We start from the raw sequence: 23,395 nt of genomic DNA, 5'->3' as shown, positions 1-23,395 counted from the left end.
TCGCGAGCAAGCCCGCTCCCACATTTAGATCTCCACACGTCTGCCCATTTCAGCTAAATCGCGAGGCTTCAACGGATGAGAATCCTCGGCATTCTTTGCCTGCTACTCACATTGAACGGCTGCAGTTCGCTGCTGTTCTACCCCGAACCCGGCCTGCCGTTCACGCCGGAGAAAGCCCACCTCGCGTACCGCGACGTCACGCTTACCAGCGCCGACGGCGTGAAATTGCACGCCTGGTGGCTGCCGGCCAAACCTGGCGTGCCACTTAAGGGCACGGTGCTGCACCTGCATGGCAACGGCGGCAACCTGGCCTGGCACCTGGGCGGCAGTTGGTGGTTGCCCGAGCAGGGTTATCAAGTGCTGTTGCTGGACTATCGCGGTTATGGCCTGTCGCAAGGCAAGCCGTCATTGCCGGCGATTTACCAGGATGTGGACGCCGCGTTCAGCTGGCTCGACCAGGCCCCTGAAGCCCAGGGCCAGCCGCTGATCGTCCTCGGCCAGAGCCTGGGTGGCGCGCTGGCAGTGCATTACCTGGCTGACCACCCGCAGCGTCAGTCCCAACTCAAGGCGCTGGTACTCGACGGCGTGCCCGCCAGTTATCGTGACGTAGGACAATTCGCCCTCAGCACCTCGTGGTTAACATGGCCGTTTCAGGTGCCGTTGTCCTGGCTGGTGCCGGACGCCGACAGCGCGATCAATGCCATGCCGCAGCTGACCGGTGTGCCCAAGCTGCTGTTCCACAGCCTGGATGACCCGATTGTGCCGGTGGCCAACGGCATCCGCCTGTACCAGGCCGCCCCGCCGCCACGGGTGTTGCAGTTGACCCGCGGTGGCCATGTGCAGACCTTTGCCGACAAGACCTGGCAAACCGTGATGCTGCGTTACCTCGACGATCCGCAGCACTTCAACGGGCTGCGTCGCCTGGGCGAAATTCCGAACTTTCCAGTTCCTAAAGTTGATTCATCAGAGAGCCCGCAATGAGCGAAGAACGCAACATGATCCCGCTGATCCTCACCGGTATCGGCACCATCATCGGAACCGTCGGTTGCCTGTGGTTCTACGGCTACCTGCACTTCGCCAAACCGGAAGATGCCCTGCTGCTCAGCGACTTCACCTTGCTCAAAACCGTGCCCGGCGAGGACTACAAAATCTCCCTGACCCCGGCCGCCCAAGTCGCGCAATGCGTCGATGGCGTGCTGGTGATGTTCGACACTGAACAGAAAGGCCTCAGCGGAGTGCTGGTCAATAACAAGAAGCAGGCCGTGCGCTGCATGGGCCAGGCCACACCGCAATTGCAGGAGTAACCCGTAGCGTATCAAATGGAATCTACCAGGAAATATTTGGAACCGTCTTCCGTAAGACGCCACTGAAAGGGGTGTCAGTGTTGCTGACACCTAACTTACGCGTAGCGAATCTGGGAGTTAAAAATGGATCCGATGGCTGCTATTGGTGCGATTGGCAAGATGATGGAAATGATGAAGGGCCTGGAAAGCCTGGCTCAGCAAGGTGGCGGGCAGAAAGGGCCGGGCGGTGCGGGCGGTGCGGAGGGCGGGCAGGGCGCCGAGCAAGGCGGCATGGACCCGAAGAAAATTTTGGACATGATGATGGGCGGTGGCGGTGATCAAGCGGGCGGTAAAGACATGGCATCGATGATGCCGGAGAGCGACACCGGTCGTAAAATCGAAGTCTAAGCATTAAAAAAACCCACCATGAGGTGGGTTTTTCATAACACGTCAATCAATCAGTTAGCCATGGAAGAGCGTGGCTTGACCGGTTGATTGTCGTTGGAGATGGTCACTTCAACGCGACGGTTCATGGCACGGCCCGACACGCTGCCGTTGTCGGCAACCGGGTATTCCTTGCCGTAACCCTGGGTCACGATGCGCGAGATATCCACGCCTTGCTGAGCCAGTGCACGCTGTACGGAAGCGGCGCGGCGCTCCGACAGGCTCTGGTTGTACGCGTCCGAACCGGTGCTGTCGGTGTAGCCTTCGACGATCACTTTACGGTCCGGGTTATCGCGCAGGAACTGAGCCAGTTTGGTGATATTCACCAGGCCGCTGGATTTCAGGTCGGACTTGTTGGTCGCGAACAGCACGTCACCGAAAGTCACCAGCGTACCGCGATCGGTTTGCTTGGCGTTCAGGCTGTCTTGCAGTTGCTTGATCTGCGCGTCGCGAGCTTGCAGCAGTGCGCGGGCACGTTCGTCACCGGCGTTTTTCAGCTTGGCTTCGGATTCGCGCAGCACGATGGTGTCTTTGGCCACTTCAACGCGCTGGTTGGTCAGGTAGGCCAACTGGTCAACTTTCTTCTCGTCTTCTTTGTCACGGTAGGCCTTGTCAGCCTTGTCCAGCCAATCGCTGGCGTCTTTGGTTTCCAGCGCCGCCAGCTTGGTAGCCTGAGGGTTGGTTTGCAGGGACGAGTAGTTGGTCCGTGCATTTTCCAGGTTGGCGTTCGGCGGGGTGGAGCAAGCTGCCAGCGCAACGCTCATCGCTAACAGGGCAGGGATCATCAATTGTTTACGCATAGTCGTGTCGTCCTTTCAATTCGATATCAGGTGCGATTCAGTCAAGGGGCTCGGTTTATTTCTGCTGAATAGCAGCCGGGCGCATGCCTTCCTGACGCAGCTCGTCAACAGCCTTCTGGGAATCCTTCACAGCCTGCTCAGCCTTGGCAGCCTGGGATTTGCGCTCAGCGACGCGAGCATCCCACTCGGCTTGTTCAGCCAGGCGACGGGCTTCGTCGTAGTTTTTGTCGTGCATGGCAATCTCGGCTTGCTTGAGCTTGTCCTGAGCCGACTTCATTTCCACGGCTGCGTACTCGGTGCCGCCGGCGCTGACCGCGCTGTTCACCGCCGATTGGGTCACGGCGTATTGCTCGGTCGGAGGGTTGCCGGCGCAGCCAGCCAGAACGAAGCTGGTGCCGATTGCCAGCGCGGCCAACTTCAGCCCGCGCAGATGGTTAAACGAGGATTTGGCAGTGCTGGTCTTCATCGTCTTCAACTCCATTAGGTAACTCCTGGAAAACATCAAAATCCATGTCACTGGTCAGCGGTCGAAGGCCTCGTGGTCAAGCCCGAGATACCCTTTCAAACGGCCGTTCCAAGTGATGGCTTACTGGCTGTGACCGGAGGCTTTTTTCAAAAGTTCAGAGAAGATGGCGATTTGCCTAAAAAAATATCTGACTGAATGGTCAGTGTTTAAAACATGGAACTTTCGCCGCGCCCAGCGGTACCCCGGGCCTGCTGGAGGCCCGGAATACAAGGGTTTCGTGGGTTTATAACGCGATCTTTCAGTGTTTGGAATCGTCGGCGCTGGTCGACAAATCATGCAGGTAACGACGCGACAGCGTCAAAAAGCGCGGGGTCGGGCCGACGTCTTCGTACAGCGGGTCGCCCTCTTCATCGGTGGCAATCACCTGCTGCCCCTTGACGTAGGGAAAGCTGGCTTCCAGCTCTTCAAGGGCGGCGCCGATCAGTTCGCCAAGCAGTTCCTCGGTGTTGCGCTTGGGGTACATCTCGGCGATGGCCGCCAGCCTGGCGGCGGCCTCCACGTCCAGGTGGATGGCGTACTCAGTCTTGGTCAAGCGACCCTTGGCGTTCTCTTCCCAATGCTGGGCCAGTTCTCGGATTTTCATGGCAACCTCAATAAAGCCTGCTGAAGCAGGCGGTGATGAGTGTCCAGCCGGCGGTGCGAATAAACGCGGCGGCTCAGTATTGAGACTAGCTGCAACTCACAAGGTTTAAAGTCTTGTCATAAACCGATGCTGTCGGCACTCTGGAAAACCTGCGCGTCCCGGATTTCTGGCTGGAGATTGGCTGATGAGTGATATCGATGCACGCTTGCGCGAGGATGTTCACCTGCTGGGTGAGCTGTTGGGCAATACCATTCGAGAGCAATACGGCGATGATTTTCTCGACAAGATCGAGCAGATCCGCAAAGGCGCCAAGGCTGACCGGCACGGCGCCGGCGATGAGCTGAGCACACGTCTCAACCAGTTGCAGGAAGACCAGTTGCTGCCCGTGGCGCGGGCGTTCAACCAGTTTCTCAACCTGGCCAACATCGCCGAGCAATACCAGCTGATTCACCGGCGCGATGAGTCGCAACCGGCGCCGTTCGAATCCCGCGTACTGCCTGAGTTGCTGGCGCGCCTGCAGAGCGAGGGGCACAGCAATGAATCCCTGGCCCGCCAGTTGGGGCGCCTGGAGATCGAACTGGTGCTCACCGCCCACCCCACCGAAGTTGCGCGCCGCACGCTGATTCAGAAATACGATGCGATTGCCGCGCAACTGGCGCTGCAGGATCACCGTGACCTCACTACGGCCGAGCGCGAGCAGATCCGCCAGCGCCTGCAACGGCTTATCGCCGAAGCCTGGCACACCGAAGAAATCCGCCGCACCCGGCCCACCCCGGTGGACGAGGCCAAGTGGGGCTTTGCTGTGATCGAGCATTCGCTGTGGCATGCCATCCCGAATTATCTGCGCAAGGCCGACCAGGCCTTGCACGCTGCCACCGGCCTGCGCCTGCCGCTCGAGGCTGCGCCGATTCGCTTTGCCTCGTGGATGGGCGGCGACCGTGACGGCAACCCGAATGTCACCGCGCCGGTCACCCGCGAGGTTTTGCTGCTGGCGCGCTGGATGGCCGCTGATCTGTACCTGCGGGACATCGATCACCTGGCCTCCGAGCTGTCGATGCAGCAAGCCAGCCCGGCATTGCAGGCCAAGGTGGGCGACAGCGTCGAGCCTTACCGTGCGCTGCTCAAGCAACTGCGCGAACGCCTGCGCGCCACGCGCAATTGGGCGCATGCCTCGCTGACCGCCAGCACCCCGGCGCCGGCAGATGTGTTGCAAAACAACCGTGACCTGCTTGAGCCGCTGGAACTGTGCTACCAGTCGCTGCACGAGTGCGGCATGGGCGTGATCGCCGACGGCCCGTTGCTCGATTGCCTGCGTCGCGCGGTGACGTTTGGCTTGTTCCTGGTACGCCTGGATGTGCGCCAGGATTCCAGCCGCCACTCGGCCGCCATGACCGAAATCACCGACTACCTCGGCCTGGGCCGTTACGAGGACTGGGACGAAGACGCACGCATCAGCTTCCTGATGAAAGAACTGGCCAACCGTCGCCCGCTGCTGCCGGGCTATTTCAAGCCTTCGGCCGATACCGCAGAAGTCCTCAACACCTGTAAGGAAGTGGCCGCCGCGCCGGCCGCTTCGCTCGGTTCCTATGTCATCTCCATGGCGGGCGCCGCGTCGGACGTGCTCGCGGTGCAACTGCTGCTTAAAGAGTCGGGCGTACAGCGGCCGATGCGCGTGGTACCGCTGTTCGAAACCCTGGCCGACTTGGATAACGCCGGCCCGGTGATCGAGCAACTGTTGCTGCTGCCGGGCTATCGCTCGCGCTTGCAGGGCCCGCAAGAAGTGATGATCGGCTATTCGGACTCGGCCAAGGACGCCGGCACCACCGCCGCCGCCTGGGCGCAGTACCGCGCCCAGGAACGCCTGGTGGATATCTGCCGCGAGCAACAGGTGGAATTGCTGTTGTTCCACGGTCGCGGCGGTACCGTCGGGCGTGGCGGCGGCCCGGCCCACGCGGCGATCCTGTCGCAACCACCGGGCTCGGTGGCGGGGCGTTTCCGGACCACCGAACAGGGCGAGATGATCCGTTTCAAATTCGGCCTGCCGGACATCGCCGAACAGAACCTCAACCTCTACCTGGCGGCAGTGTTGGAGGCGACCCTGTTGCCGCCACCACCTCCGCAGCCGGCGTGGCGGCATTTGATGGATGAATTGGCGGCAGATGGTGTCAGCGCTTACCGCGCCGTGGTGCGGGAAAATCCGCAGTTCGTCGAGTACTTCCGCCAGTCGACGCCGGAGCAGGAACTCGGCCGCCTGCCCCTGGGCAGTCGCCCGGCCAAGCGCCGTGCGGGCGGTATCGAAAGTCTGCGCGCGATCCCATGGATCTTCGGCTGGACCCAGACCCGCCTGATGCTGCCGGCCTGGCTCGGTTGGGAAGCGGCGTTGAGCAAGGCCCTGGAGCGCGGCGAAGGCGAACTGCTGGGGCAGATGCGCGAGCAATGGCCGTTCTTCCGTACTCGCATCGATATGCTGGAAATGGTGCTGGCCAAGGCCGATGCGGATATCGCGCGCCTGTATGACGAGCGGCTGGTGCAGCCGGACCTGCTGCCATTGGGCGCGCACTTACGCGACCTATTGTCGCAGGCATGCAACGTGGTGCTTGGCCTGACCGGCCAGTCGCAACTGCTGGCGCACAGCCCCGACACCCTGGAGTTCATCCGCCTGCGCAACACCTACCTCGACCCGCTGCACCTGTTGCAGGCCGAGTTGCTGGCGCGTTCGCGGCAACAGGAGGCAGCGCAGGACAGCCCTCTGGAACAGGCGCTGCTGGTGTCCGTGGCCGGGATCGCGGCGGGTTTGCGCAACACCGGCTAAGGTTTTTTGCGTGTTCTCAACGGCTTGCGGTTAAACCCCGACGACCGCCCCGAAACGGGCGGTCGTTGTTTGGGCAGCCGGGTTGCACTCAGGCACACCCTGCCTATGACGTAAGCGCCGCGCGGGTTCCTGCGACTTTCGGCGGCTTGTGTGCTTAAGGTCTGCTGTGTATCTTGATCAGCCTTTGGCCGTTTGTGCGGCCTGAATCCTATATTTACGAGATTGGCCCCACGCGGCGAATCCGAGCGTCATCTCTATAAAAAATTGAGGAGCACATCGATGCGCGTCATTCTGCTGGGAGCTCCCGGGGCCGGTAAAGGTACTCAGGCAAAGTTCATCACCGAAAAATTCGGCATTCCACAAATCTCCACCGGTGACATGCTGCGCGCTGCGGTTAAAGCAGGCACCCCGTTGGGCATTCAAGCCAAAAGCATCATGGATGCCGGTGGCCTGGTTTCCGATGACCTGATCATCGCCCTGGTCCAGGACCGTATCGCGCAGCCTGACTGCGCCAATGGCTTCCTGTTCGACGGTTTCCCACGCACCATTCCCCAGGCCGAAGCCTTGGTGACGGCCGGTGTCGAACTGGACGCCGTGGTCGAAATCGCCGTTGAAGACGAAGAAATCGTTCAGCGTATTGCCGGGCGTCGCGTTCACGAAGGCTCGGGCCGCGTGTACCACCTCGTCTACAACCCGCCGAAGGTTGCGGGCAAGGACGACGTCACCGGCGAAGACCTGGTACAGCGCAAGGACGACACCGAAGAAACCGTGCGTCATCGCCTGTCGGTCTACCATTCCCAGACCAAGCCGCTGGTGGACTTCTACCAGAAGCTGTCCGCCGCCAACGGCAAGCCGAAGTACAGCCACATCCCTGGCGTCGGCTCCGTTGAAGCGATCACTGCCAAGGTATTGCAAGCGCTGAGCTGATCCAGCCCTGAGCTTCACGCTGACGGCCCGCTTGCGGGCCGTTGTTGTTTATACTGGCGCACTTTTTTCTGACTTGGACACCTACACCGATGAGCACCCTGCTGGCCCTGGACACCGCGACTGAAGCTTGCTCTGTTGCCCTGTTGCACGATGGCAAGGTAACGAGCCACTACGAGGTGATCCCGCGCCTGCACGCGCAGAAGCTGTTGCCGATGATCAAGCAACTGCTGGAAGACGCGGGCATCACCCTGGCTGCCGTCGACGCCATCGCCTTCGGCCGTGGCCCGGGGGCGTTTACCGGTGTGCGTATCGCCATCGGCGTGGTCCAGGGCCTGGCGTTTGCGCTGGAGCGTCCGGTATTGCCGGTCTCCAACCTGGCCGTGCTGGCCCAGCGCGCGTTGCGTGAGCAGGGGGCGCGGCAGGTCGCGGCGGCCATCGATGCGCGGATGGATGAAGTCTATTGGGGCTGCTACCGCGAAACCGCCGGCGAAATGCGCCTGGTTGGCGTGGAGGCTGTGCAGCCTCCGGAATCCTCGGTATTGCCGGTTGACGCCAGTGGCGACTGGTTCGGTGCGGGCACCGGTTGGGGTTATGGCGAGCGTATTGGCGTGCCGCTGGTGGGCCAGGATGCTGCAATGTTGCCGCATGCCGAAGACTTGCTGGCGTTGGCACGCTTCGCGTTCGAACGTGGCGAGGCAATTCCCGCCGATCAGGCTGCACCTGTTTACCTGCGCGATAAAGTCGCTCAAACCAAGGCAGAGCGCGGGATAATTTGACCGCAAAAATGATGGCAATTTGGTCTGAAAGTCGCCAATCGTCAGAATTTGCCCCAGTTTTTAAACCTTTTACAAATTATGTGTTCTAGTTATCACCAGAGCATTTGCGCGCTACGGATTGCGCCACTAAAATGCCATCACTGATACCGAGTTCGCATCGATGCGTATAGACGGATTTTCCTCACAGTCCTACCCCCTCAAGCGTAAGCCGCGTAAGGCAAACGTCACGGTAGACGATTCCGTCGAAGATTCGCCGGACTTCATCGAAGTCCAGTCTGAAGCTGCCTCCAATCACCAAAGTTCTGCCGGCGCTCGTATCAGCGGTGTTCCCGCTCGCCAGCAAGACATGGTGTTCCCGCGCTCCATGAGCAAAAGCGTCGCTACCGCCCTGGCGAGCTACCTGACCACTGCCGGTTTTGTCGAATGGGACATGGAAGTGCTGGGCCTCGATATCCACATCTGATGCGTTTGCCTTACTTCATCGGTTGCCCGTCCTGGAGCGAAAACGCCTGGCGCGATTACCTGTACCCCGTCGATGCGCGCTCCAGCGACTACCTCGCGCTGTATTCCCAAGTTTTCAACGCCGTTGAGGGCAATACCACTTTTTATGCTCGACCCTCGGCCGCCACCGTGCAGCGCTGGGCTGAAATCATGCCTGATGATTTTCGCTTCACCGCCAAATTCCCCGGTGACATCAGCCATGGCGGCGACCTGCGTGAGCAGTTGCCGGCAGCCGAAAGTTTCGTGGGGCTGATGAGCCCGCTGGGTCAGCGCGTCTCGCCCTTGTGGCTGCAACTCTCGGCGAGCTTTTCGCCGCAACGCCTGGGCGAACTGGCCGGTTTTATCGATGGGCTGGAGCGGCCCCTCGCAGTCGAAGTCCGCCATCCTGAATTTTTCGCCAAGGGCGATGCCGAGCGCATGCTCAACCGAATGCTGCGTGACCGTGGCGTCGAACGCATCTGCCTCGACTCGCGCCCGCTGTTCAGTTGCACGTCGACCTCGGCGGCGGTGCTGCATGCCCAATCGAAAAAGCCCAAGGTGCCGCCACGTCCCGCCGCACTGACTCAGTTTCCCCAAGTGCGTTTTATTGGCCATCCAGAACTCGAGGCTAACGACCCCTTCCTGATCCCTTGGGTGGAAAAAGTCGCCGGCTGGATCGAGGAGGGGCGCACGCCCTACGTATTCCTGCACACCTCGGATAACCGCCTGGCCGCGCAGCTGGCGTTGCGCTTCCACGATAAGTTGATGGCCAGGTTGCCCGGCTTGCCAGCGCTGCCGACCCTGCATCGGGAACCCGCAGCGGAGCAACTGGGGTTACTCTAGGGCTCCTTTTCTCGCCAGGAGTCAGTCATGGATGCCCAAACCCTTCGCGCCGAAACCTTCAAGGCTTTGCATGAGCGCGACCGCGCCTTCGTGATGCCCAACCCGTGGGACGCAGGCTCGGCAATCATGCTCGCCAGCCTGGGATTTGAAGCCCTGGCCACCACCAGCGCGGGTTATGCCTTCAGCCTGGGCCGCCCGGATGCCGAAGGTGCGCTGTCCTTGGAAGACACCCTGGCGAATGCCCGCATGATTGTCGGCGCGACCGCGTTGCCGGTGGCAGCCGATTTGGAGAACGGCTTCAGCGATACCCCGGAGGGCTGTGCCCAGACCATTTTGCGTGCTGCCGCCAGCGGCATTGTCGGCGGCTCGATTGAAGATGCGACCGGCATTGCCGTCGACCCGATCTACCCGTTTGACCTGTCCGTGGAGCGGGTGGCCGCCGCCGTGGCTGCCGCGCGCAGCCTGCCATTCCCGTTCACGCTCACCGCCCGTGCCGAAAACCTCCTGCATGGTCGCCTGGACTTGCCCGACACCCTTCGCCGCCTGCAGGCCTACGCTGAGGCCGGCGCCGACGTGCTCTACGCCCCCGGCCTGCGCAGTGCCGAGGAGGTACTGGCGGTGGTCAAGGCTGTCGCCCCCAAGCCGGTGAATGTGTTGATGTCCGGCGGCCTCAGACTCAGTGTGGCGCAACTCAGCGAAATGGGCGTCAAGCGCATCAGCGTGGGCTCGGCGATGGCGTTGGCGGCGTATGGCGAGTTTTACCGGGCGGCGCAGGAAGTCTATGCGACGGGCACTTTCAGTTTTACCGAGCGCTCGATGCCTTTCAGCCAAGCCAATCAATTCTTCAAGGGCTAAGCGGTGCGGTTTTTCCATGTGGTGGGTGTGTTGCTGATAGTTGGTGGCGGTTTTGCGTTCGGTGTGTGGCGCGGCTGGGTGCCGTTTCCGTCGGAGTGGAACCCCTGGGCGCCGCTGGATGTACGCGCCAGCCCGAACCTGCTGACGCGTTTCAAGCTCGGGCGCCTGCAGGATGATCCCGCGCTGTGCGACCAGGTGCTGAAAACCTCGGGCTTGCGTGTCAGTCATCAAGCGGACTCACCGGCCGATGCCGCCTGCCCACTGCGCAACGTGTTGCGCGTGCAGGGCGCCGATGTGGGTTTAAGCAGCAGCTTTCTCGCCAGTTGCCCGCTGGCCGTGGCGTTCGCGCTGTTTGAGCGCCATAGCCTGCAACCCGCGGCCCAGGCGGTATTTGGCCAGGCGGTCAGGCGGGTCGATCACTTGGGCAGTTTTGCCTGCCGCAATGTCTATAACCGTGCCGAAGGGCGACTCAGCCAGCATGCCTCGGCGAATGCCCTGGATATCGCCGGCTTTCGTCTGGCGGACGGGCGCAGCATCAGTGTGCTCAAGGATTGGCCGGGGCAGGGCGACAGTGCGCGGTTCTTGCGCCAGGTGCGCGAGGGCGCGTGCAAGGATTTCAACGTGGTGTTGAGCCCGGACTACAACGCTGCGCACCGCAACCATTTCCATCTGGACATGGGCCGCTGGTCGGTGTGTCGCTGAGGGCTTACGCGGCCAGGCGCAGGTTGTTGGCGATCAGTGGGCGCGCCCAGTAGTAGTCGAAGTCCAGGGCTTTCTGTTGCGCCACCAGTTCTTCGGTCGGGTACGGTGTGGCGGGCGGTGGCAACAGGTCCAGTTCGAACTCGGCAATCGGCAGGTGCAGCGGGCGGGGTTCCGGCGCCGGGCCGGGCTCCGGCAGTGGCTGGCCGGCGGTCAGCACGATCGGGCGAACCCAGCCGCTTTCGAAATTCTGCTGGCGTTGCTGGGCGACGATTTCTTCTTCCGGGAATGGGACGGGGGCCGGTGGCAGCAACTCGGTCTCAAACTCGGCGATCGGCAGGAACAACGGCTCAGGCGGGGCGATCTCGGTGTCTTTCACGTCGCACTCACGCTGGGTGAGAATCTGCGACAGCAGGTCGGCGCCTTCGCTCGGCTCAACCGCCGGGTCCTTTGGCGCAGGGGCCTTGGCGGCGAGCGCGTCCGGCGTCTCACCGAGCTGCTCGGCCAGCGCCCGGGCGAAGAAGTCCTGCCACACATGACTCACCCCGGCCAGCGCTTGAGTATTGCGCAGGCCGTAGTGGTTATGGGTCGGCAGTACACCGATGGTTAGGGGAAGAATGTCTGACATTTTTCTCGGTCGACGCTCAGCTCTGGCAAAATACCTGACTGTTGTTTTTATCGGCCGCCGTTTGCCGATCCTTAATTTTTTTGAGCGTAGTGATTGATGAGCGAACAACCCGCGGCCAGCCGCATCCAGGTCGAAGCCTTGGCCGAAGGTTTCAAGGAGCGGGCCCAGCAATGGGCCGAGCAGCTTGGCTTGCCGTTAACCCTGGCCGATGCGGATTTTTCCCTGCAAGTCGGCGAACAAGGCCTGCAACTGCAACAGCTCGGGCCTGACGCGCCGGGGCCGGTGCGCGTCGACTTTGTGGAAGGCGGTGCCGCGCATCGGCGTCTGTATGGTGGGGGCAGTGGGCAGATGATCGCCAAGGCCGTGGGCATCGCCCAAGGCGTACGGCCACGGGTGCTGGACGCCACCGCCGGGCTGGGCAAGGACGCTTTCGTGCTCGCCAGCCTGGGGTGCGACATGAGCCTGATCGAGCGCCAGCCGCTGATCGGCGCCTTGCTCGAAGACGGCTTGGCGCGTGCAGCGCAGGATTTTGAAGTGGCGCCCATCGTGGCGCGCATGAAGCTGCTCAAGGGCAACTCCATCGACGTGATGCTCAACTGGCAAGGCGAGCCGCCCCAGGTGATCTACCTCGACCCGATGTTCCCGCACCGTGAGAAAACTGCGCTGGTGAAGAAGGAAATGCGCCTGTTCCGGCCGCTGGTGGGCGATGACCCGGACGCACCGGCCCTGCTCGCAGCGGCGCTGGCGTTGGCCAGCCATCGCGTGGTGGTCAAACGCCCGCGCAAGGCGCCGTGCATCGCAGGGCCGAAGCCGAGCCATGCGCTGGATGGCAAGTCCAGCCGCTATGACATCTATCCGAAGAAAGCGCTTAAGCCATAAGTTTTCATCGGCTTTGAGGGCTTCTTCGCGAGCCAGCCCGCTCCCACTTTGCAATGCATTTCAAATGTGTGTGCGGGCTGGCTCGCCAAAGCGCGCGTCCACGCGCTACAAGGCTCAGGGCCTGTAGGCCCGCATAAACAGCCCCACCACCTCCTGCACATGGGCTTCGGCGGCTTCCTCGGTCAGTTGGCCGCCGCAGCCATACAGCAGGCGGAAATTCGCAGTGCCCTTGAGCAGGCAGAAAAAGTGCTCGGCTGCCCTGAACGGTTTGTCGATCTGCAGGGCGCCGCTCTGGTCGATCTTGCCGAGCAGGCGCTCCATGCCTTGCAGCATGCGCATCGGGCCTGCTTCAAAAAAGATCTGTGAGAGTTTCACGTCCTGACTGCCGGTGGTCATCATCAGGCGATGCAGGTTCACCGACTCTTCGCTGTTGATCAGCCGGTGGAACCCGCGCGCGATATTCAACAACACAGTCTCCACCGGCATGCCTTGGGGCAATTCAAAGTACATCACCGGCAATTGTTCTTCGCACTTCGCCACCACGGCGGCGGTAAACAAGGTTTCCTTGTCGGTGAAGTGGCTGTACACGGTCAGTTTCGACACGCCGGCCTCAAGGGCCACTGCATCCATGCTGGTACTGGCGTAACCATTGCTCAAAAACAGGATCTTCGCTGCTTCGAGGATTGCCTGGCGTTTTGCCATGTCCTTGGGACGCCCGGGGCTATTGGTGTTTACAGGATTGTCGGACATTTTCACCTTTAATACTGGACTGGCGAGTTTGGTATTAATAACATACCGGCCAGTATAATTATTCCAAGCTCCATTTGCGAAAGGTCCCTCAGCATGCGCAGCACTTTCCTGCCCTTTGCTTTGCCTGTCAGCCTGGTCGTCCTGTTGACCGCCTGCGGCCATGAAGAAGCGGCCCAAACCACCGTCCGCCCGGCCATGGTGGTGCAACCGCAGCCCTCGGCCCAGGTGGTGGACAGTTACCCAGGCGAAGTGCGCGCGCGTTACGAGCCGGACCTGGCTTTTCGTATCGGTGGCAAGGTCAGCAAGCGGCTGGTGGAGGAGGGCGAGCGGGTCAAGGCTAACCAGGCATTGGCGGAACTTGACCCCCAGGATGTGCGCCTGCAACTGGAGGCCACTCGCGCACAGGTCGCCGCCGCCGAGGCCAACCTGAACCTGGTGCGCGCCGAGCGGGACCGCTACAAGACCCTGATGGACCGTCAGATGGTCAGCCGCTCGCAGTACGACAATTCCGAAAACCTCTACCGATCCGGTGAAGCGCGCCTCAAGCAGATCAAGGCCGAGTTCGACGTGTCCAGCAACCAGGCCGGTTACGCGATTTTGCGTGCGCCGCAGGACGGTGTCGTCGCCAAGCGTGCGGTGGAAGTCGGCCAGGTCGTGTCTGCCGGGCAAACCGTATTCACCCTGGCCACCGATGGCGAGCGCGAAGTATTGATCAGCCTGCCGGAGCAAGGCTTCGGCCGGTTCAAGATCGGCCAGCCCGTGTCGGTCGAATTGTGGAGCCAGCCGGACCAGCGTTTTGCCGGGCGCATTCGTGAACTGTCACCCGCCGCCGACCCCAAGTCGCGCACCTTCGCCGCGCGTGTCGCCTTCACTGGCGGCAAAGTCCCGGCCGAGCTGGGCCAGAGTGCCCGCGTGTTTATCCAGGCCGATGGCGTGATTGCGCTGTCGGTGCCGCTGTCTGCCCTGAGTGCGGAGAACGGTGCTTCCTACGTCTGGCGTGTTCAGCCGGACAACACCCTCAAGCGCACACCGGTGCGCATCGGCGCCTTTGGTGAAAAAACCGTACCGGTGCTGGAAGGCTTGAGCCCGACCGATTGGGTGATTGCAGCCGGCGTGCATGTGCTCCACGAGGGCCAGCAAGTGCGCCCGGTGGACCGCTCCAACCGTGTGGTGAATCTGGCGGCCAAGGAGTAGTCCCCGATGGGTTTCAATCTTTCCGAATGGGCGTTGCGTAACCGCCAGATCGTACTGTTCCTGATGATCCTGCTGGCAGTGGTCGGCACGTTGTCCTACACCAAACTGGGGCAAAGCGAAGACCCGCCGTTTACCTTCAAGGCCATGGTGATCAAGACCAACTGGCCCGGGGCCACAGCCCAGGAAGTGTCGCGCCAGGTCACCGAGCGCATCGAGAAAAAGCTCATGGAGACCGGGGACTACGAGCGCATCGTGTCCTTCTCACGCCCCGGCGAGTCGCAAGTCACCTTTATGGCCCGCGACTCCATGCACTCGGCGCAAATCCCCGAGCTGTGGTACCAGGTGCGCAAGAAGATCGGCGACATCCGCCAGACCTTGCCACCGGATATCCAGGGGCCGTTTTTCAACGATGAATTCGGCACCACCTTTGGCAATATCTACGCGTTGACCGGCGACGGTTTCGACTATGCGGTGCTCAAGGACTACGCCGACCGCATCCAGATTCAGCTGCAACGCGTGCCGGACGTGGGCAAGGTCGAGCTGTTGGGCCTGCAGGACGAGAAAATCTGGATCGAGCTGTCCAACCTCAAGCTGGCCACCTTGGGTCTGCCATTGGCGGCGGTGCAACAGGCCTTGCAAGAGCAAAACGCGGTGTCCACGGCCGGTTTTTTTGAAACCCCGACAGAGCGTGTGCAACTGCGGGTATCCGGCAACTTCAAGACCGTCGAGGAGATTCGCAATTTCCCGATTCGCGTGGGGGATCGCACGTTCCGCATCGGTGACGTGGCCGACATTCACCGTGGCTTCAACGACCCACCGGCACCGCGCATGCGTTACATGGGCGCGGACGCCATCGGCCTGGCTGTGGCCATGCGCGACGGCGGCGACATCCTGGTGTTGGGCAAGGCGCTGGAAGGCGAGTTCGCACGTTTGCAGAAGAACCTTCCCGCAGGCATGGAACTGCGCAAGGTGTCGGACCAACCGGCAGCGGTGAAAACCAGCGTCGGCGAATTCGTGCAGGTACTGGCTGAAGCATTGGCGATTGTGTTGCTGGTGAGCTTCTTTTCGCTTGGCGTACGCACGGGCATGGTGGTGGCCCTGGCAATCCCGCTGGTGCTGGCGATGACGTTTGCCAGCATGTATTACCTCGGTATCGGCCTGCACAAGATCTCGCTGGGTGCGTTGGTCCTCGCCCTGGGCCTGCTGGTGGACGACGCGATCATCGCGGTGGAAATGATGGCGATCAAAATGGAGCAGGGTTACGACCGGCTCAAGGCCGCGAGCTTCGCCTGGACCAGCACCGCCTTCCCGATGCTCACCGGCACGTTGATCACGGCGGCGGGTTTCCTGCCGATTGCCACCGCGCAATCGAGTACCGGCGAATACACGCGCTCGATCTTTCAGGTAGTGACCATCGCGCTGCTTGCCTCGTGGGTCGCCGCGGTGATGTTTGTGCCGTACCTGGGGGAAAAGCTCTTGCCGGACCTGGCGAAGATTCACGCAGCCAAACATGGCACCGATGGTCCCGATCCCTACGGCACGCCTTTCTATCAGCGCGTAAGACGTGTGGTGGAGTGGTGCGTGCGTCGCCGCAAAACCGTGATCGTGCTGACCTTGCTGCTGTTTATCGGCGCGGTTGCGCTGTTTCGGTTCGTGCCGCAACAGTTTTTCCCGGCCTCCGGGCGCCTGGAGTTGATGGTTGACCTGAAGCTGGCTGAAGGCACGTCCCTGAGCAACACCGCCGACCAGGTCAAGCGCCTGGAAGCGTTGCTCAAGGAACACGCTGGGATCGACAACTACGTGGCCTATGTCGGCACCGGTTCGCCGCGCTTTTACCTGCCGCTGGACCAGCAACTGCCGGCCGCCAGCTTTGCGCAATTCGTGGTGCTGGCCAAGACCATCGAAGAGCGCGAAAGCCTGCGCACCTGGCTGATCGAAACCCTCAACGAGCAATTCCCCGAGCTGCGCTCACGGGTGACGCGCCTGGAAAATGGCCCGCCCGTGGGGTATCCGGTGCAGTTTCGCGTGACCGGCGAACACATCGAGGAAGTCCGCGCCCTCGCACGCAAAGTAGCGGCCAGGGTTCGCGAAAATACCCACGTGGTCAACGTGCACTTGGACTGGGAAGAACCGAGCAAAATCGTCTACCTGAATATCGACCAGGACCGCGCCCGCGCCCTTGGTGTAAGCACCGCCAACCTGTCGAAATTCCTGCAGAGCTCGCTGACCGGTTCCAGCGTCAGCCAGTACCGCGAGGACAACGAGTTGATCGAAATCCTGCTGCGCGGCACCGTGCACGAACGTACCGAACTGTCGCTGCTGCCAAGCCTGGCCGTGCCGACCGACAACGGCAAAAGCGTGGCACTGTCGCAGATCGCTACCCTTGAGTATGGCTTCGAAGAAGGCATCATCTGGCACCGTAACCGCCTGCCGACCGTTACCGTGCGCGCCGACATCTATGGCAAGGAACAACCGGCGACCCTGGTCCAGCAGATCCTGCCAACGCTCGAGGATGTACGCGCCGAATTGCCGGATGGCTACCTGCTGGAAGTCGGCGGCACCGTCGAAGACGCCGCCCGCGGGCAGAACTCGGTCAAGGCCGGCGTGCCGCTGTTTATCGTAGTGGTGCTGACCTTGCTGATGTTGCAACTGCGCAGCTTCTCACGCACGGCGATGGTGTTTCTGACCGCCCCGCTGGGCCTGATTGGCGTGACGCTGTTTCTGCTGGTGTTCCGCCAGCCCTTCGGCTTTGTGGCGATGCTCGGGACCATCGCCTTGTCGGGCATGATCATGCGTAACTCGGTGATCCTGGTGGACCAGATCGAGCAGGACATCAAGGCCGGCCTGGCGCCGTGGCAGGCGATCATCGAAGCCACGGTCCGACGCTTCCGGCCGATTGTGCTGACGGCCCTCGCGGCGGTACTGGCCATGATCCCGCTGTCACGCAGTGTGTTCTTCGGGCCGATGGCGGTGGCGATCATGGGCGGGTTGATTGTGGCGACAGCGCTTACCCTATTGTTCCTGCCGGCCCTGTATGCTGCGTGGTTCCGAGTGAGGAAGGACGTCGCGTAATCATGCTGGCCACCGTTTCAGCCCTAATGTTGTTGCTGCTCGCCCCCGGCCCGACCAACACCCTGCTGTTTCGTGCCGGGGTGCTGTTCGGGTTTCGGGCATCGTGGAAACTGGCCTTTGTCGAGTGCCTGGCGTACCTGCTGCAGGTGTCGGTATGGGGCGTGGCGTTGCTCTACCTGGCGACGTACTCGCCCTGGGCGTTGAAAGCCACGCAATTGGCAGCGGCCTGCTACCTGCTGTATGTCTCGTTCAAGCTGTGGCAGCGCAAAAGCATTGATAGCCATCCAAGCGGCGACCGCTTCTGCGGCCTGTATTTTTTCTGGCTCACTGTTATGAACCCGAAGGGCCTGCTGATCGTTTCGTTTATTGCGCCGATCAGTGCATTTGCGTCTTTGCAGGGCTATATCGGCTTCATGACCACGCTCGCGCTGGTGGTGATACCGGTGGGATCAGCCTGGATCGTGCTCGGCAGTCGTTTCGAAGGGGTTCAGAAGGCGTGGCTCACGCCGTTGAAGATCAACCGCGCCACGTCGATTGCCATCTGCTGTTTTGCCACGTTGATGGTGGGGCGGCTGGCTGAGTCGGTACTGCATTAGATCGCTCCCCGTTGCAGGGAGCGATCGCTTCAAGGCTTACAGCGCGCCAAATACCTTTTTGGCCAGGCTGGTGGCTGCCGCCGCAGGGTTCTTGCGGATAGTTTCTTCCTGCTGCGCAATCATCTTGAACAGGCCGTCCAGCGCTTGTTCGGTCACGTAGTTCTCGACGTTGGCGCTCTTGGCATCCACTGCGCCAAAGGCTGCTGCCTTGCCGGCCAGGGCGTTGTACTGCTGGGCAACGCCGACTTTGTCGGTGGCGGCCTTGACGATCGGCAGGAACTTGGCGCGGATCTCTTCGCGGCTGCTCTTGTTCAGGTATTGAGTGGCCGAGTCCTGGCCACCGCTGAGGATGCCCTTGGCGTCGGTCACGCTCATGTTTTTCACGGCATTCACCAGGATCGGCTGGGCCTGGGTCACGGCGGTTTCGGCGGCTTTGTTCATGCTGGTTTCGAGCTGGGTGACTTGGTCACCCATGCCAAACATTTTCAGCTTCTCGGCGACTTTGCCGAGCTTGCCCGGCAGGCCGATCTTCACTTCTGGGTTGTTGCTGAAACCCCCGGGCACGCCCAGTTGTTTCACGGCGATCTGTGCGCCCTGGGTCAGGGCGTCCTTGAGGCCGCCGGTGGCGTCGCCCTGGGACAGGCTGCCGAGGTTCAAGGCCATGGCGTTGGCGCCGAGCAGCAGGCCGGCACACAGGGCAGTGAGGCGAAGGGAGTTGCGGAGCATGGGCGCTTCCTTATAGTCGTGAATTCAGTGTGCGTAAATCAGTGCGCTACAGCATCAACGCGCAGACGCAGAGGTTGTGGGTCCTGGCCATTGAGCTGCACGGTGTGCCGTTCGGTGGTGATAAACAGTAGCTTGCCCTCCAGCTCGATGCGAGCGCTGACCGAATAGCTGTGGCCCGGCTTGACCTGGGCCGGGTCGTAGCTCAGGTGAAATGGCAGCGGCACCTGGCCTTTGACCGGGCCTTTCTGCTCGGCGAGGGTGACCGCCGGAGCGTCCATCAGGGATACGTCCTGCAAGCTGACGCTCAAGGTAGCGGCGGGCGGCAGGGCGATGCGTTGCAGGTAGAACACTTCGCCGTCGAGGCTGGCCTTGGGGGCAGGGTTCATGGATTGGCAGGCTCCGAGCAGGGCAGTCAGGCCCAGGAGGATGATCTTTTTCATGGTACAGCTCCTTATCAACGGCGCCGGCATCCAACCGGCGCCTCATTCAATCCAGCAGCGTTCATTTTACCGGCTTTGTTCCGGGTTGACCGGCTCGGCTTCTTCCGGCGCATCAGTGGCACCATCCACACGGTGCAAGGCCACCTGGCGGATCGACAGGCGAATATCCGCGGGCAACACGCGCTTGGCCGCACCTTCAGCCAATTCACCGAGCAGGTCGTGGTAGCTCAACTTGCCGGCCTCATCGCGGCGCAGCACATCTTGCTCCAGCAACGTCTGGATAAAATGTCGGAAAAGGCTCTTGTCGAAGAATTCCGGGGCGTTCAGGCCATGCAGGATCGACAGGCGCTGGGCCATGATCGTGCACAGGTCTTCCAGCTCTTCGGCGCTGATGCTGTTCTGGCCGCTGTTGAGCAGCAGCGAAATCGCCATGTAGAAGCGCTGCAAGGTCTGGGCGATGGTCTTGGACAGCAGCGTCAGCAGCACAAAGTGTCGCGAACTCGGCGCCGGGCGCAGGTACACGTTGTTTTCGAAACGCAGCAGGCCCTGGTCGACGAACGCCTGGAGCCACTGGTCGACCACTGCGTCCAGCTCTTCCAGCGACCAGCGGATAAACAGCTCCGATTGCAGGTACGGGTACAGCGCGTGGGTGTAGCGCAGGATCTGCTCGCGGCTCATCCGCGAGCTGCTCTGGAAGAAACTCGCGAGCAGCGCCGGCAGGGCGAAGATGTGCAGCACGTTGTTGCGGTAGTAGGTCATCAGGACTGCGTTCTGCTCGTCCAGGTACAGAATCTTGCCCAGGGCATCACTCTGTTCCGACAGCAGGTCCATGTCCTTGACGTGCTTGATCAGCGCCAGGCCGTCGCCTTCGGGCAAGGTGGTGTGCGGCGAGTACGGCACTTGGCGCAGCAGCGCCAGGTACAGGTCGAGCTGGCGGGCCATGGCCTGTTCGTCCAGGGCCAGGCGGGTGGTGGACAACAGCGCCAGGGCGACCAGGTTGACCGGGTTTACCGCCGCCGCTTCGTTCAAATGGCGCGCCACCTGTTCGCCGAGGCGGTGGGTGGTTTCATTCAGCCAGGCCGGTTTGTAGTTCGGGCCCAGTTCCTGGGAGCGCCAATCCGGTTGTTCGGCGTCGAGGAACTCGGCCAGCTTGATCGGCTCGCCGAAGTTGACCGCGACCTGGCCAAAGCGCTGGCGCAGCGCGCCGACCACTTTGAAAATATCGAAGATCGACTCTTTCTTCTTGCTCGCGCCGCGCAGTTCGCCGAGGTAAGTACGGCCTTCGAGCACGCGCTCATAGCCGATATACACCGGCACAAACACAATCGGCATGCGCGAAGAGCGCAGGAAACTGCGCAGGGTGATCGCCAGCATGCCGGTCTTCGGTTGCAGCATACGCCCGGTGCGCGAGCGTCCGCCTTCGACGAAGTACTCCACCGGGAAGCCTTTGGTGAACAGGGTGTGCAGGTATTCGTTGAACACCGAGGTGTACAGCGGGTTGCCCTTGAAGGTGCGGCGCATGAAAAACGCACCGCCACGACGCAGCAGGCTGCCGATGACCGGCATGTTCAGGTTGATGCCCGCGGCGATGTGCGGCGGGGTCAGGCCATTCTTGAACAGCAGGTAGGACAGCAGCAGGTAGTCGATATGGCTGCGGTGGCAGGGCACGTAGATCACCTCGTAGCCCTGGGCAACCTGTTGCACACCTTCGATGTTATTGACCTTGATGCCGTCGTAGATCTTGTTCCAGAACCAGCTCAGCACCACTTCCAGAAAACGGATGGCGGTGTAGGTGTAGTCCGAGGCGATCTCGTTGCCGTAGCGCAGGGCCTGGGCCTTGGCTTTTTCCGGGGAGATTTTTTCGCGTTCGGCCTCATCGGCGATGGCCTGGCGCACCAGCGGCATGTTCACCAGGCCTTTCACCAGGTTGCGTCGGTGCGACAGGTCGGGGCCGATCACCGCGGTCTTCAGGTTACGAAAGTGCACACGCAGGATGCGTTGCGCCATGCGTACCGTGCGTTCGTGACCTTTATTGTGCTCGATCAATTCACGCAGGTTGATAGGCGCGGAGAATTGCACGCGGGTCTTGCGCCCCAGGATCAGAATGCTCAGCAACCGGCGCAGGCGCCCGGTGACAGCCCAGCTGTCGGCAAACAGCAGTTTCCACGGGCTGGATTCGCTTTCGGGAGATTGCCCCCAGAACACGCTGACCGGAATGATTTGTGCATTCTCTTCGGCGTGTTCGCTCAGGGTGTTGACCAGGCGCGTCAGGGTCGGCGGCGCGCCGCGCTTGTCCTGGCGGCCGAGCCAGTCCGGCTCGGGCGTGAGGTAGAAGAATGCCGCCGGTTCCATCAGCGGGCCCACCGACACCGGCAGCACCGGGCGCGGCAGGCCAGCCTTGGTGCACTCGGCATCGACCACGGCCAGTTCGCTGAGGGAGGGCGATTGCAGCACGTAAAACACCGGCCGGCTGCGGTCCAGGTTAAGGGTAAGGGACGACTGGTTGATCGTCTCCGAGCGAACCCAGAGGTACAACAGTCGGCGCAAGGTGCCAAACACCAGACGGCGGAACGGGGAGCGGGTCATAGGCGAGCTGCTTCAAGTGGAAAAAACCGAGCAGGCGCTCGGGCGAGTAGTGTGCCGTATTCGCCGAAAATCGGCAAAAAAGCAGCGATGTAAACTTGAGTTGATCGTTTTTGAGCCTGTCCTATACTCGGCAGTTCAATGCGGCCTGCTCAACAATAAAAACGCATGTGGGAGTAAGACAAATGGCAACGCGCGAGACCGGTAATGTGAAGTGGTTCAACGATGCAAAGGGTTATGGCTTCATCCAGCGCGAAGACGGCAAGGATGTGTTTGTGCACTATCGCGCCATTCGCGGTGATGGTCACCGTTCGTTGGCCGAAGGCCAGCAAGTGGAATACGCCGTGGTGACCGGCGAGAAGGGGTTGCAGGCGGAGGATGTGGTGGGGCTGTAACACTCGATTTTTGCAACACCGCTGAACCCATGTGGGAGCGGGCTTGCTCGCGAATACGGTCTGTCAGTTGATACATCTGTTGACTGATCCACCGCTTTCGCGAGCAAGCCCGCTCCCACATTTTGACTGGGTTCGCCCTTAAGATTCAGGCGGTTTTCCAGGTGATCTGCTCTTCACCGTCTGCGCTGATGCGAATCCAGGTGTCGGCACTTTCCTCGCCTTCTTCCTCGACCCAGCTGCCCGGCGCGCAACGCACTTCAACGTTCAGCGCGGCGAATGCGGCGCGGGCGCAGGCGATGTCGTCGTCCCACGGCGTCTGGTCACTTTCCAGGTACAGGCTGTTCCATTTGCCTACGGCTTTCGGCAGCCAGGTGACGGGCACGTCGCCGGCCTTGCACTTATAGGTCTGGCCACGCTGGACCCAGTCGCTGCACGGGCCCAGGGCGGTGCCCAGCCAGGCGGCGATGGCCTTGTAGTCGACGTCGGCGTCCTTCAGGTAAATCTCGATATCAGGTTGGCGCATGGATGTTCCTCATTGCGGGATTCGAAAATCCATTCGCGGAAAAGTCGGTTATTGAAGCACGAAATAATCGTAGCGCATCGATACGGTGACCTGCAGCGGCTCGGCCGCCTCGATCACTTGCGCACGGCGCTCGGCACTCGCGCGCCAGCCGTGGGGCGTCATGGCCAGCAGGTTGGCGCGGTCCTGGGGCTCGGCCAGGCTCAAGGTGAACTCAAGGGTCTCGCTGTGCGCCAGGCTCATGCCGTCCGGCACCAGGGCCAGATGCTTGTCGTCGGTGTAGCCGCGCACTTCGTCGTACAAGCGCTCACGCAGCTGCATCAGGTGGCCGGCCGTAGGCCCGACTTTCATCAAGCCACCGCCAGGGCTGAGCAGGCGCTTGGCCTCCTGCCAGTCCAGCGGGCTGAACACGCTGGCGAGGAACTGGCAGCTGGCATCGGCCAACGGCACGCGCGCCATGCTGGCGATCAACCAGGTCAGCGCCGGGTTGCGCTTGCACGCGCGCTTGACGGCTTCCTTGGAGATGTCCAGCGCGTAGCCGTCGGCATCGGGCAGGGCCTCGGCGATCTGCGCGGTGTAGTAAC

The 23,395-nt window shown here is 61.6% G+C and carries 25 protein-coding genes; 15 read left to right on the top strand and 10 right to left on the bottom strand.

Annotated features, from left to right (window positions below; genetic code table 11):
- Positions 1 to 75 precede the first annotated feature (75 nt).
- The 3 genes from WBR57_RS19480 (at position 76) to WBR57_RS19470 (ending at position 1,691) form a co-directional block, all read left to right on the top strand.
- Entirely contained in the window at positions 76 to 981 is a 906-nt protein-coding gene (locus tag WBR57_RS19480) for an alpha/beta hydrolase (RefSeq protein WP_424085719.1), read from the top strand.
- A complete protein-coding gene (locus tag WBR57_RS19475) occupies positions 978 to 1,304 on the top strand; it encodes a hypothetical protein (protein WP_424085717.1) in 327 nt (108 codons plus the stop codon). The genes WBR57_RS19480 and WBR57_RS19475 overlap by 4 nt, the downstream gene beginning before the upstream one ends.
- 123 nt (positions 1,305 to 1,427) lie before the next feature.
- Entirely contained in the window at positions 1,428 to 1,691 is a 264-nt protein-coding gene (locus WBR57_RS19470) for a hypothetical protein (RefSeq protein ID WP_424085715.1), read from the top strand.
- Positions 1,692 to 1,741: 50 nt separating this feature from the next.
- On the opposite strand, the gene WBR57_RS19465 is transcribed toward WBR57_RS19470, so the two are convergent.
- From WBR57_RS19465 to WBR57_RS19455, 3 genes are all read right to left on the bottom strand, one after another.
- A complete protein-coding gene (locus tag WBR57_RS19465) occupies positions 1,742 to 2,527 on the bottom strand; it encodes an OmpA family protein (RefSeq protein ID WP_424085713.1) in 786 nt (261 codons plus the stop codon).
- Positions 2,528 to 2,582: 55 nt separating this feature from the next.
- Positions 2,583 to 3,008, bottom strand: coding sequence for a DUF4398 domain-containing protein (locus tag WBR57_RS19460; protein WP_101267176.1), 426 nt, complete (start codon positions 3,006 to 3,008; stop codon positions 2,583 to 2,585).
- Positions 3,009 to 3,291: 283 nt separating this feature from the next.
- On the bottom strand, positions 3,292 to 3,636 hold the full coding sequence (locus tag WBR57_RS19455) for a pilin assembly protein (protein WP_424085711.1): 345 nt from the start codon (positions 3,634 to 3,636) through the stop codon (positions 3,292 to 3,294).
- A gap of 184 nt (positions 3,637 to 3,820) precedes the next feature.
- Between WBR57_RS19455 and ppc the strand changes: the two genes are divergently transcribed.
- The 7 genes from ppc (at position 3,821) to WBR57_RS19420 (ending at position 11,031) form a co-directional block, all read left to right on the top strand.
- Positions 3,821 to 6,448: a phosphoenolpyruvate carboxylase gene (gene ppc / locus WBR57_RS19450; RefSeq protein WP_424085709.1), complete on the top strand. Its 2,628-nt coding sequence runs from the start codon at positions 3,821 to 3,823 to the stop codon at positions 6,446 to 6,448.
- Positions 6,449 to 6,727: 279 nt separating this feature from the next.
- Complete coding sequence (gene adk, locus WBR57_RS19445) at positions 6,728 to 7,375, top strand: adenylate kinase (RefSeq protein WP_424085708.1); 648 nt, start codon at positions 6,728 to 6,730, stop codon at positions 7,373 to 7,375.
- An 89-nt stretch (positions 7,376 to 7,464) separates the two neighbouring features.
- Positions 7,465 to 8,151, top strand: coding sequence for a tRNA (adenosine(37)-N6)-threonylcarbamoyltransferase complex dimerization subunit type 1 TsaB (gene tsaB, locus WBR57_RS19440; protein WP_424085706.1), 687 nt, complete (start codon positions 7,465 to 7,467; stop codon positions 8,149 to 8,151).
- 160 nt (positions 8,152 to 8,311) lie between these two features.
- Entirely contained in the window at positions 8,312 to 8,614 is a 303-nt protein-coding gene (locus WBR57_RS19435) for a hypothetical protein (protein ID WP_424085705.1), read from the top strand.
- Positions 8,614 to 9,474 (top strand): DUF72 domain-containing protein, encoded by an 861-nt coding sequence (locus WBR57_RS19430; RefSeq protein WP_424085703.1) that lies wholly within the window; start codon positions 8,614 to 8,616, stop codon positions 9,472 to 9,474. Before WBR57_RS19435 ends, WBR57_RS19430 begins: the two co-directional genes overlap by 1 nt.
- Before the next feature lie 27 nt (positions 9,475 to 9,501).
- Positions 9,502 to 10,329 (top strand): isocitrate lyase/PEP mutase family protein, encoded by an 828-nt coding sequence (locus tag WBR57_RS19425; RefSeq protein ID WP_424085701.1) that lies wholly within the window; start codon positions 9,502 to 9,504, stop codon positions 10,327 to 10,329.
- Between the two features lie 3 nt (positions 10,330 to 10,332).
- Positions 10,333 to 11,031, top strand: a complete 699-nt coding sequence (locus WBR57_RS19420) for an extensin family protein (protein WP_424085700.1) — start codon at positions 10,333 to 10,335, stop codon at positions 11,029 to 11,031.
- A gap of 4 nt (positions 11,032 to 11,035) precedes the next feature.
- Here WBR57_RS19420 and WBR57_RS19415 read toward each other — a convergent pair whose 3' ends face one another.
- On the bottom strand, positions 11,036 to 11,656 hold the full coding sequence (locus tag WBR57_RS19415) for an energy transducer TonB (protein WP_424085698.1): 621 nt from the start codon (positions 11,654 to 11,656) through the stop codon (positions 11,036 to 11,038).
- A gap of 96 nt (positions 11,657 to 11,752) precedes the next feature.
- On the opposite strand from WBR57_RS19415, the gene WBR57_RS19410 reads away from it, so the two are divergent.
- Positions 11,753 to 12,535: a class I SAM-dependent methyltransferase gene (locus WBR57_RS19410; protein ID WP_424085696.1), complete on the top strand. Its 783-nt coding sequence runs from the start codon at positions 11,753 to 11,755 to the stop codon at positions 12,533 to 12,535.
- 114 nt (positions 12,536 to 12,649) lie between these two features.
- Here WBR57_RS19410 and WBR57_RS19405 read toward each other — a convergent pair whose 3' ends face one another.
- Positions 12,650 to 13,285: a TetR/AcrR family transcriptional regulator gene (locus WBR57_RS19405; RefSeq protein ID WP_424085694.1), complete on the bottom strand. Its 636-nt coding sequence runs from the start codon at positions 13,283 to 13,285 to the stop codon at positions 12,650 to 12,652.
- Between the two features lie 93 nt (positions 13,286 to 13,378).
- Between WBR57_RS19405 and WBR57_RS19400 the strand changes: the two genes are divergently transcribed.
- Genes WBR57_RS19400 through WBR57_RS19390 form a run of 3 tightly spaced genes read left to right on the top strand, consistent with a single transcriptional unit; the run spans position 13,379 to position 18,147 of the window.
- Entirely contained in the window at positions 13,379 to 14,479 is a 1,101-nt protein-coding gene (locus WBR57_RS19400) for an efflux RND transporter periplasmic adaptor subunit (protein ID WP_424085692.1), read from the top strand.
- 6 nt (positions 14,480 to 14,485) lie between these two features.
- Positions 14,486 to 17,551: an efflux RND transporter permease subunit gene (locus tag WBR57_RS19395; protein ID WP_424085690.1), complete on the top strand. Its 3,066-nt coding sequence runs from the start codon at positions 14,486 to 14,488 to the stop codon at positions 17,549 to 17,551.
- 2 nt (positions 17,552 to 17,553) lie between these two features.
- Complete coding sequence (locus WBR57_RS19390; protein ID WP_424085688.1) at positions 17,554 to 18,147, top strand: LysE family translocator; 594 nt, start codon at positions 17,554 to 17,556, stop codon at positions 18,145 to 18,147.
- Between the two features lie 36 nt (positions 18,148 to 18,183).
- Here WBR57_RS19390 and WBR57_RS19385 read toward each other — a convergent pair whose 3' ends face one another.
- From WBR57_RS19385 to plsB, 3 genes are all read right to left on the bottom strand, one after another.
- Positions 18,184 to 18,873, bottom strand: a complete 690-nt coding sequence (locus WBR57_RS19385) for a DUF4197 domain-containing protein (protein ID WP_424085686.1) — start codon at positions 18,871 to 18,873, stop codon at positions 18,184 to 18,186.
- A gap of 38 nt (positions 18,874 to 18,911) precedes the next feature.
- Positions 18,912 to 19,313 carry a YbaY family lipoprotein gene (locus WBR57_RS19380; protein WP_424085684.1) on the bottom strand — a complete coding sequence of 134 codons (402 nt, stop codon included), beginning with the start codon at positions 19,311 to 19,313 and terminating at the stop codon, positions 18,912 to 18,914.
- 66 nt (positions 19,314 to 19,379) lie between these two features.
- Entirely contained in the window at positions 19,380 to 21,899 is a 2,520-nt protein-coding gene (plsB, locus tag WBR57_RS19375; RefSeq protein ID WP_424085682.1) for a glycerol-3-phosphate 1-O-acyltransferase PlsB, read from the bottom strand.
- Positions 21,900 to 22,081: 182 nt separating this feature from the next.
- Here plsB and WBR57_RS19370 point away from each other — a divergent pair, with 182 nt between their 5' ends.
- On the top strand, positions 22,082 to 22,291 hold the full coding sequence (locus tag WBR57_RS19370) for a cold-shock protein (protein ID WP_032891681.1): 210 nt from the start codon (positions 22,082 to 22,084) through the stop codon (positions 22,289 to 22,291).
- A gap of 145 nt (positions 22,292 to 22,436) precedes the next feature.
- Here the strand turns inward: WBR57_RS19370 and WBR57_RS19365 are convergent, their stop codons facing one another.
- A complete protein-coding gene (locus WBR57_RS19365; RefSeq protein WP_424085680.1) occupies positions 22,437 to 22,814 on the bottom strand; it encodes a hypothetical protein in 378 nt (125 codons plus the stop codon).
- 48 nt (positions 22,815 to 22,862) lie between these two features.
- Positions 22,863 to 23,395, bottom strand: a 533-nt coding sequence (locus WBR57_RS19360) for a putative RNA methyltransferase (RefSeq protein ID WP_424085678.1), incomplete at its 5' end; no start/stop codon positions are given.

It is taken from the genome of Pseudomonas sp. (assembly GCF_049590575.1).
In the GTDB taxonomy this organism is placed as follows: domain Bacteria; phylum Pseudomonadota; class Gammaproteobacteria; order Pseudomonadales; family Pseudomonadaceae; genus Aquipseudomonas.
The sequence above is the reverse complement of the archived record's forward strand: the minus strand, read 5'-3'. Positions and strand labels throughout refer to the sequence as shown.